Origin of the sequence: Stappia sp. MMSF_3263 (assembly GCF_030733745.1) — a bacterium.
Lineage (GTDB): Bacteria > Pseudomonadota > Alphaproteobacteria > Rhizobiales > Stappiaceae > Stappia.
Window position 1 is genome coordinate 207320 of sequence record NZ_JASHIK010000007.1, and the last position, 6926, is coordinate 214245.

Below are 6926 nucleotides of genomic sequence, written 5' to 3' on the forward strand. Positions count from 1 at the left end.
GTGTAACCTTCTTTGGACAAGACTGGCGTACCGAAGCGGGTGCGCCCTGAAAGATGAGGCGGGATCGGGAGCTGTAGCGGCCCTCGCGTCCGGAATCCGCGCCGACCGGGGGAACCGATTTCCATGCCAGGACTGTCTCGTGCCCTACGCCATCTCGCCCTGCCGGCGATCGCCCTGTTGCTTGCCGCCTGCAATCCCTCCGAGGAGGCGAACGCGCCGGCCGCGCCGCCGCCTTCGGTCTCGGTCGCGGCGGCGGTCACCAAGGATATTCGCCAGTCGGCACGCTTCGTCGGCCAGATCGAGGCGGTCGACAATGTCAACCTGATCGCGCGTGTCTCCGGTTTTCTGGCCTCGAAGAATGTCGACGACGGGGCGACCGTCCAGACGGGGCAGTTGCTGTTCACAATCGAGCGGGCGCCCTACGAGGCGGCGCTGGCCTCGGCCAAGGCGGATGCGGCCCGGGCCGCCGCCGACGCGGCGCTGAAGGCGGCGGATCTGGAGCGCGACGCGGATCTCTTCCAGAAGGGGCATGTCTCGAAAGCCAAGTTCGAGGCGACCAAGGCAGCCAAGGAGCAGGCCGATGCCGCGGTGGCGGCGGCCAATGCGGCAACCACCCAGGCGGAACTGAACCTGGGTTACACCGATGTCACCGCGCCGTTTTCCGGCCAGCTCGGCAAGTCGGCCTTCAGCGTCGGCGACGTGGTCGGCCCGTCGACCGGTCCGATCGCCCGTCTGGTGCGGACCGCGCCGGTCTATGTGAATTTCGCGATCAGCGAGAAGGATTATCTGGAGGCGGTGCGCGGGGACCGGCCGGCGGAAGATGTCGCCGACAAGAAGAACCTGCCCGGCATCCATCTGATCCTGCCGACCGGCAAGCGGTTCGAGGAGGACGGCGAAATCGTCTTCATCGACAACGCCGTCGACCCGAACACCGGCACGATCTCGGTGCGCGGGCGTTTCGCCAACCAGAGCCGCATCCTCATCGCGGGCGCCTTTGTCGAGGTGGTCGTCGAGGCACCGGTCGCCATGAGCGAGATCGTCATTCCCCAGGCCGCGATCCAGCGCGACCAGCGCGGCCCGTTCGTTCTCGTCGTGGGCGCGCAGGAAACCGTCGAGCAGCGCTACGTCGAACTCGGCCAGCAGGTGGATCTCGACTTCGTGGTGAAGTCGGGGCTGCAGGAGGGCGAGCGGGTGATCACGCTCGGCCTGCAGAAGGTGCGGCCCGGCGTGCCGGTCAACGCCGTTCTCGACTCCGGCGCGGCGGAGTAGGCGGCCATGTTCTCGCGGATGTTCATCTACCGCCCGAAATTCGCCCTCGTCATCTCGATCGTGATCACGATCGCCGGCGTTCTGGGCTACCTGTCGCTGCCGGTCGAACAGTTCCCCAACATCACGCCGCCGGTGGTCAGCGTCTCGGCAAGCTATTCCGGCGCCAGCGCGCAGGTCGTGGAGGAAACGGTCGCCGCCCCGATCGAGGCGCAGGTCAACGGCGTCGACAACATGATGTACATGTCGTCGAACAGCTCGGACAACGGCACCTATTCGCTGAACATCGTTTTCGAGGTGGGCACGGATCCGGACATCGCCACCGTCAACGTGCAGAACCGGGTGTCGCAGGCCACGAGTTCGCTGCCGGCGGAAGTCACGCGCAGCGGCGTCACGGTGCAAAAGGCCAGCACCAACATGCTGCTGGTGGTGACGCTGTTCTCGCCCAAGCGCACCTATGACGAGGTCTTCCTCGCCAATTACGCCTCCATCAACATCAAGGACGCGCTGGCGCGGGTGAAGGGCGTCGGCAAGGCCGACGTGCTGACCGACTTCGCCTACGGCATGCGGATCTGGCTCGATCCCGACCGGCTGGCGAGCCTGTCGCTGACACCGTCCGATTTCATCGCCGCGATCCAGGATCAGAACATCCAGGTGGCCGCCGGACAGATCGGCGCGCCGCCGGCCCCCGAGGGGCAGCAGTTCCAGTACACTGTGAAGGCGCAAGGGCGGCTCTCGACGCCGGAGGAGTTCAAGAAGATCGTGCTGCGCAGCGGTGCCGAGGGTGCGCTGGTGCGCGTCGGCGACGTGGCGCGGGTGGAACTCGGTTCGCAGTTCTATTCCGCCAACGGCCGCTTCAACGGCAACCCGGCGACGGTGCTTGCCGTCTACCAGGCGCCGGGCGCGAACGCGCTGGCCGTTGCGGAAGGGGTGCGGGCCCGGATCGAGCAGCTTGCCAGGGCCTTCCCGGAGGATGTCGCCTACGACATCCCGTTCGACACGACCGAGTTCGTGGAAAAGTCGCTTGAAGACGTCATCATGACCTTGATGATGACCTTCGCGCTCGTCGTCACCGTGGTGTTCATCTTCCTGGGCAGCTGGCGCGCCACGATCATCCCGATGGTGGCGATTCCCGTGTCGCTGATCGGCACATTCGCCATATTGCTGGTCGCGGGCATGTCGCTCAACACGATCAGCCTGTTCGCACTCGTGCTGGCGATCGGCATCGTCGTCGACGACGCCATCATCGTGGTGGAGAATGTCGAACGGATCATCGCCGAGGAAGGCCTTTCGCCGAAAGAGGCGACCGCCAAGGCGATGGGGCAGATCACCACGCCGGTGATCGCCACGACGCTGGTGCTGCTGGCCGTGTTCGTTCCGACGATCTTCATGCCCGGGATCACGGGACGCCTCTATTCGCAGTTCGCGGTGACGATTTCGGTTGCCGTGGTGATCTCGTCGATCAACGCGCTCACTCTGTCGCCGGCACTGTGCGGGCTGATCCTGAAGGCGCGCAGCGGACCTCCGACCGGCATCCTCGCCCTGTTCGACCGTGGCATCGGATGGCTGCGCGACGGTTATGTCGGCATCGTTGCCAGGCTTCTGCCGCGCTCGCTGGTCGGACTGGCCGGTGTCGGTCTCGCGGTGGCGCTGATCGTCATTCTCAACGACCGCCTGCCGAAGGGGTTCCTGCCGCTGGAGGACCAGGGCTACCTGATGGTCGACGTGCAATTGCCGGACGGCGCGGCACTGCCGCCCACGGAGGTGATCACCGACGAGATGGAAACCGTTCTGGAAGGCGTGGCGGGTGTGCGGCATGTCATCGTCGTCAACGGCTTCTCGATCCTCAATTCCGGGCTTGCGCCGAACACGGCGCTGATCATCGTCAAGCTGGAACCCTGGGCCGAGCGGACAACGCCGGCATTGAGCGCGGACGGTATCCTGGCGCATCTGTGGAGCGAGTTCGCCACGATCCCCGGGGCCAATATCATCGCCTTCAACGCGCCGCCGATTCCTGGTCTCGGGACGACGGCGGGCGTCGAGATGAAGGTGCAGCAGACCGGCGGCGGCTCGCCGCAGGACCTGGCCTCCGGCGTCGGGTCGCTGGTCTATTCGGCCAATCAGCAGCCGTCGATCTCGCAGGCCTACTCGACCTTCCGCGCCAATGTTCCGCAGCTGTTTGTCGATCTCGACCGGGAGCGGGCAAAACTGCTCGGCGTCAATGTGAGCGACGTCTTCCTGACGCTGCAGTCCTTCCTCGGTGGCTATTACGTGAACGACTTCAACCTGTTCGGCCGGGTGTACCGGGTGATGATCCAGGCGGAGGGGAGCTTTCGCGACCGGGCGGACGATATTGCCCGGCTGCATGTGCGCTCGCAATCGGGCGACATGGTGCCGCTGCGAACGCTGGTGAGCGTCGACAACGTCCTGGGGCCGCAGATCCTCAGCCGCTACAACATGTTCCGTGCCGCCTCGGTCAATGCTGCGCCGAAGGCGGGCAAGGCCACGGGTACGGTGATGAGCGAGATGGAGGCGGCCGCCGCGGAGGCACTGCCGTCCGGCTACACGTTCGAATGGACCGGTTCGGCACTGCAGCAGCAGGGTGCAGGGGCGGTGGTCGTCATCGTGCTGCTTCTCTCTGTCCTGTTCGCCTACCTGTTCCTGGTCGCACAGTACGAGAGCTGGTCGATGCCGCTGGCGATCCTGATGTCGGTGACGGTGGCGCTGCTCGGAGCCTTCGCAGCGGTCATGGCGACGGGCAGGGACGTCAACCTGTATACGCAGATCGGGATGATCATGCTTGTCGGACTGGGCGCCAAGAACGCGATCCTGATCGTCGAGTTCGCCATGGAGGAACGGGCCAAGGGACGCTCCATCCTCGCCGCCGCCCGCGAGGCGGCGCATCTGCGCTTCCGGGCGGTGATGATGACGGCGCTTTCGTTCCTGCTCGGCGTCGTTCCGCTGCTGACGGCCAGCGGCGCGGGGGCTGCGAGCCAGCAGGCCATCGGCTTCGCCGTCTTCGGTGGGATGTTGTTCGCGACGGTGTTCGGCGTGATCCTGATTCCGGTGCTTTACGTGGTCATGCAGATCACCCGCGAGCGGATCAAGGGCGTCTATCGCGGGGCGGACGAGGAAACGCCACCATCCCAGGCCGCGCCAGCCTGACGATCACCCGGGGACGGGTTATCCAGTGCAGGCGATTCAGCTCTTGTCACCGGGGCTTCGCGTTGTTACACGAACCCCCGGTGTGAGCCTGTAGCTCAGTTGGTAGAGCAACTGACTTTTAATCAGTAGGTCCAGGGTTCGAGCCCCTGCGGGCTCACCATTTCATCCTTTTCCAGGCCGAAGCGGTTTTCCGCCGGGACATTGTCGCGCTCTCGCGGCCGCGTCCGGGGCCCTTTCCGATTGCCGATGAATGCAGGATGTTGCCGGGCAGGGGACAACACCACCTCCCGACGCGACACGGAGCGGCCTTCCCGGAAGCGGCGAAACAGACAGTGACGCGAGGGTCCGTATGTCGTGCCACGGGCCGGGATGCCTGTTATTGATCACATGATAAATAGTGACTGTGGAAAAATCCTGCTCCGTGTTGTACGGTTTGGAAAGGTCCGCATGAGAGACTGCAGGTTGCAGTCGGACTCGACAGGGGTGCCAGGGCGTTGAAGGTCGCGTTCGCGATCCGGTGGCCTGTACCGGGAGACGTATTGCACGGCGGATGTTATGCTGACGGGGTGAGGGATCCCCGGTCGCACGGCCGGGATGGCGGCGTGAAGCCTGGGTGCAGACGTATTGGTATGATTGGAAGCGACGATGTCTGATTCCTCTGACGACAAGACGGCGAGCACGGCCGAGTACGAGTTCCTGAGGGGACATATCGCGGCGACAATGGCCCTCATTCACGGGCTGATCGCGCAAGGCGCACTCGACCGCCAGGCGCTGGACGATTATTTCACCGATTATCTGAGCCGGTTGCCGCACACCCGCGAAACGCTGGCCTTGCGTCTGGTGATCGACCAATGGCGCCAGGGGCTGCGCGAGGGGCAGGACGAAGCCCAGTTGCGCCGGAATTTCCTTGAAGTGATTTACGGCGGCAAGAGCAAGGACTGATCCTTCTCCTGCCTGCGGTCGTGCGCCCCTTGCCAACCGACCGCTCCGGCATGCCGCCCTTGCGGGCGGGCAGTTCGCCGGCACATCCTCCATTGTCCTGAAAACCACCGGCTCTTCGCGGCCCGTGCGGCCTTGCGGCCCGCGACGCTGGGTTTCGCGCGAATGGGACACGCCAGGCGTGTCCGATAGGGGGTTGGAACAGCGTGGGGTTTCGGTCTAACCTCGATTGTCCGCATTTCCGCGGGAGTGCCTGGGCACCTGGTGTCCGGCATACGCAACACGAAGCGAGGAGGGTGATCGCCGAGGACGCAAGTCCGCTGCTTCGAACGGCCAGGCCGCCCGATCCGCCCGCGTAGGGCCGGGTTGCGAAATGGCCGGAACCACCGGGTCCGCCCCGTGAGGAGGGTCGGGCCGGGGAGGTGCGGTCTCCTGCGTTTGACGGTCCCGAACCGGGATGGCGATGATCCAGAAGCGTTTCGGATGCGCGGCGGAGCCGGCAAGGCTCCCTCGCGCGTCTCACCAGACCGCTGCCTATAAACGGGAGGCATCGCAGTGACATTCTTGAAATCCATGACCATGGGGACGATCCTGGCAGGCGCGCTCGCAGTGTCGGGCGCCGCACAGGCCGAGACGTTCATCACCATCGGCACCGGCGGACAGACCGGCGTCTACTATCAGGTCGGCGGCGCGATCTGCCGTCTGGTCAATCGCGGCTCGGCCGAGCACGACATCAAGTGCACCCACACGACGGGCGGTTCGGTCGCCAATATCAACGGCATTCGCGCCGGTGATCTCGACATGGGCGTTGCCCAGTCGGACTGGCAGTACCATGCCTATAACGGCACTGCCCCCGACACGTTCCCCGAGGGCAAGTTCGAGGATCTGCGCGCGGTGTTCTCGGTTCATCCCGAGCCGTTCACCGTCGTTGCGCGGGCCGATTCCGGCATCCAGACCTTCGACGACCTGAAGGGCAAGCGGGTCAACATGGGCGACCCGGGCTCGGGCGCGCGGGCCACGTTCGAAGTTGTGATGGAGAAGATGGGCTGGTCGGCTTCCGACTTCTCGCTGGCCGCGGAACTGAAGTCGGCCGAGCAGGCCGCCGCTCTTTGCGACAACAAGATCGATGCGATCGTGTTCACCGTCGGCCACCCGGCCGGCACGATCAAGGAGGCCACCACCTCCTGCGAATCGCGCCTGATCGACGTCGACAACGAGGCGATCCGCAAGCTGGTCGACGACAATGCCTTCTACGCCATGGCAACCATTCCGGCCGGCATGTACGCGGGCACCGACAAGGACACGACGACCTTCGGCGTCGGCGCGACCTTTGTTTCCTCGACCAAGACCTCGCCGGACGTGATCTACGAGGTCACCAAGGCGGTCTTCGAGAATTTCGACCGGTTCAAGCGCATGCATCCGGCCTTCGAGAACCTGAAGGAGGAGGACATGATCAAGAACAACCTGTCCGCTCCGCTGCATGACGGCGCCGTGCGCTACTACAAGGAACGCGGCTGGATGTAATCCGGCCCGGACGGGGGGGGGGGGGGGGGGGG

Annotated in this window: 4 protein-coding genes and 1 tRNA gene; all 5 read left to right on the forward strand. The window is 65.0% G+C overall.

All coding sequences use genetic code 11. The features are described 5' to 3' along the window. Window positions 1-123 precede the first annotated feature (123 nt). Window positions 124-1269, forward strand: coding sequence for an efflux RND transporter periplasmic adaptor subunit (locus RBB46_RS10500; RefSeq protein WP_306028927.1), 1146 nt, complete (start codon window positions 124-126; stop codon window positions 1267-1269). A 6-nt stretch (window positions 1270-1275) separates the two neighbouring features. Next, window positions 1276-4431, forward strand: a complete 3156-nt coding sequence (locus tag RBB46_RS10505; RefSeq protein ID WP_306028928.1) for an efflux RND transporter permease subunit — start codon at window positions 1276-1278, stop codon at window positions 4429-4431. A gap of 84 nt (window positions 4432-4515) precedes the next feature. Continuing rightward, window positions 4516-4591: transfer RNA gene (locus RBB46_RS10510), tRNA-Lys, on the forward strand. Window positions 4592-5076: 485 nt separating this feature from the next. Continuing rightward, window positions 5077-5373: a hypothetical protein gene (locus RBB46_RS10515; protein WP_306028929.1), complete on the forward strand. Its 297-nt coding sequence runs from the start codon at window positions 5077-5079 to the stop codon at window positions 5371-5373. A gap of 570 nt (window positions 5374-5943) precedes the next feature. Beyond that, window positions 5944-6894, forward strand: a complete 951-nt coding sequence (locus tag RBB46_RS10520) for a TAXI family TRAP transporter solute-binding subunit (RefSeq protein WP_306028939.1) — start codon at window positions 5944-5946, stop codon at window positions 6892-6894. Window positions 6895-6926: the final 32 nt, after the last annotated feature.